This is a genomic window from Elstera litoralis (assembly GCF_000963705.1).
GTDB classification, from domain to species: Bacteria; Pseudomonadota; Alphaproteobacteria; order Elsterales; family Elsteraceae; genus Elstera; species Elstera litoralis.
In genome coordinates this window covers 1-2,175 of sequence record NZ_LAJY01000654.1, presented here as the reverse complement: position 1 = coordinate 2,175, position 2,175 = coordinate 1, and the positions used below count along the sequence as shown (strand labels likewise).

At 57.6% G+C, this 2,175-nt stretch carries 4 protein-coding genes; all 4 read right to left on the bottom strand.

The features are described from left to right. Positions 1-153 precede the first annotated feature (153 nt). Complete coding sequence (locus VZ95_RS26065) at positions 154-426, bottom strand: phage tail assembly protein (RefSeq protein WP_045777206.1); 273 nt, start codon at positions 424-426, stop codon at positions 154-156. Between the two features lie 74 nt (positions 427-500). Continuing rightward, positions 501-671, bottom strand: a complete 171-nt coding sequence (locus tag VZ95_RS26060; RefSeq protein ID WP_198148400.1) for a hypothetical protein — start codon at positions 669-671, stop codon at positions 501-503. Positions 672-1,101: 430 nt separating this feature from the next. Next, a complete protein-coding gene (locus tag VZ95_RS18690) occupies positions 1,102-1,995 on the bottom strand; it encodes a hypothetical protein (protein WP_045777205.1) in 894 nt (297 codons plus the stop codon). Continuing rightward, a partial coding sequence (locus VZ95_RS27535; protein ID WP_232302751.1) for a hypothetical protein occupies positions 1,931-2,175 on the bottom strand: 245 nt, incomplete at its 5' end. The genes VZ95_RS27535 and VZ95_RS18690, both read right to left, overlap by 65 nt.

The following is a 2,175-nucleotide window of genomic DNA, read 5'->3' as shown; positions in this document are numbered from 1 at the left end:
CGGCGTGCATGTGGATAACGCCATTCGCGCTACTTCCCGGCACGCGATCCGGCTGCGGACGGATCTCTCCTGTACCTTGTTCTTCTCGGAGCCGGAGGAATATGACGGGCGGCGATTGATAATCGAGGATGTCTACGGCCCASAKCGGGCGAGCTAAATCATGCCATCCCCCAGCGAATCCTTCAAGAAAGGGAGCAGAAACTCCTGAATCTTGTAATAATCCTTCGAATCGAGGGCGTCGATCAGTTCCGCCGGTTCGCCGGATAGAATACTGATTAAGGCAACGGTCGCACCGACATTACTGTCTTGCCCTTCCAGCCGCCGCAACTCGCGCACCGTCAGTTCGGTGCGAAAGCTGAGGTCTTCGATCAGCCGCGTCGGGGTGAATTGCACGGGCTTTGCGAGGCTATACGTCAGTTTGTCCATGAGGATCTCTCCATAAAAAAAGCCAGCCGGAAGGGCTGGCGGGAAAAATATCGCTCGGCAGGGCCGAGCGGCGGTTAGGCGCGGCTGTGGATCGTCCGGCCCTGGAGCGCGTCGAGATAATCTACGCGCGCCAACTTCTTTTGGAGGGCATAGACGTCGATTTCCGGGGCGGGACGGTTCATGACTTCGACGCGCAGGCTGAGCAGCAGCGCATCCTGCGCCTCGTGAAGCTGCTTCAGCGTCACCGGTGCATCCTCGGGCGCGGGCGGCGGGGCCGGGTGCGATCCGCTGCGGCACGCGGCGCGGCCCGTCGGCGTCGCCCACTAAGGTTGGCGGCGGTGCAAAGGTCAGGTCGATCCCTATTTGTTCTTTTGATGGCAGCGCGGGAAGCTGAAAACGTCGGCGGTGCGGGAAAATCGAAGGCCAGCGCCCGGCGCGGCCCCGCCGCCCGCCCCTCGCGCACCCCGCTTCCGGCACAGGGGTAGGAGCCGGGTCGAACGGCAGCGGCGGCAGCGTGAAGACCGGCGGCGGATTAACCCGCTCGGGCGGTTGCACCCGGCGATTCGCCCGGACCGAGGCCATCTGCTGACGCTTTACCGCTTCTTCCGGGGTCAGCGGGGTCAGGAGCTTATCATTGATCGTCAGCACCCCGCGTCGTTGACCAAGCGCAAGCGATCAATCGACGCAACCTCGACGCCGAAAGCCGCGCCAATCCGGGGATTGTCGCGCAATACGGTCAGATACGCCTGCCATTTTTGTCTTCTGCTCGGGCGAAAGCGCGTCAAAGCCGGTTGTGCCCAGCATCTTGGCAAAATCACCATCGCCGAACAGTTCGGCCAGGGCGGGCGATCTAAGCTGGGTTTCGTCATCGCTCGGCACCATTAAACCCGCCCCGTCCAGCAGGCCCCCCGCCTCCCGAAACTCAAGCCCGCCCGCCAGATAAAAATCAAGCGCCTGAGGGCGCTTATAAATCTGAGAATAGGCGGCGGCGGTATTTTGCCGCGCGGCGGCATCGACGAATTTCCCAAAATCCTTTTCAAAAACCTTGCCCTCGAACGTGCCAATATCGAGATAGGGCAAGTTCCGGTACCAGGCGACGAGTTGATTCATCCACTCCCCATAGTTTCCCTTCAGACTATTGGCCGCCGATCCGGCCCAATGTTCAGGTTCGAGGGACATACTCGCCGTACTGCCCACAACGTCTTCAATCAAGGGTTCCGCATTATCTTCGGGTATTCCCTTCTCAAGGACCTTATCGACAATATCGAGAGCCAATTTATCCGACGCTTTTTGGAAAGCAATCGGGGTTAATGTCTGCCCCTTCCGAATGGCGGCGAGCATCATGCTGAATCGGACATAATTGGCGAGCGGCCCCTCGCCCTGATTGATCTGGGTAGCGAGATGGTACCAATTTGGTACCGCAGGCTTAATGGCTGAATTGGCGCGGGCCATAGTCTCCAAGCGCCGATAAATCTCCGGCCAATTCTTATCGGCCTTTAACGGCTCAATCTCGGCCTTCTGGGCGTCGGTCAGGGGGAAGGTTTTTCCGGTTACGGGGGAATTTGTCATAATTGCCAGTCTCCATAGCGGTTAAGAGGGAATCGAGTACGCCGTTGGGCTGAATAAAATCACATAGGTTTTCCTTTCGTCCAGCAGCCCTATCGACGTAATAATCCTTATAATTTCCATATGTTGAAATATAAAAATCTTTAAAACACACTTTATTTAATAAATCATTCACATTTACAC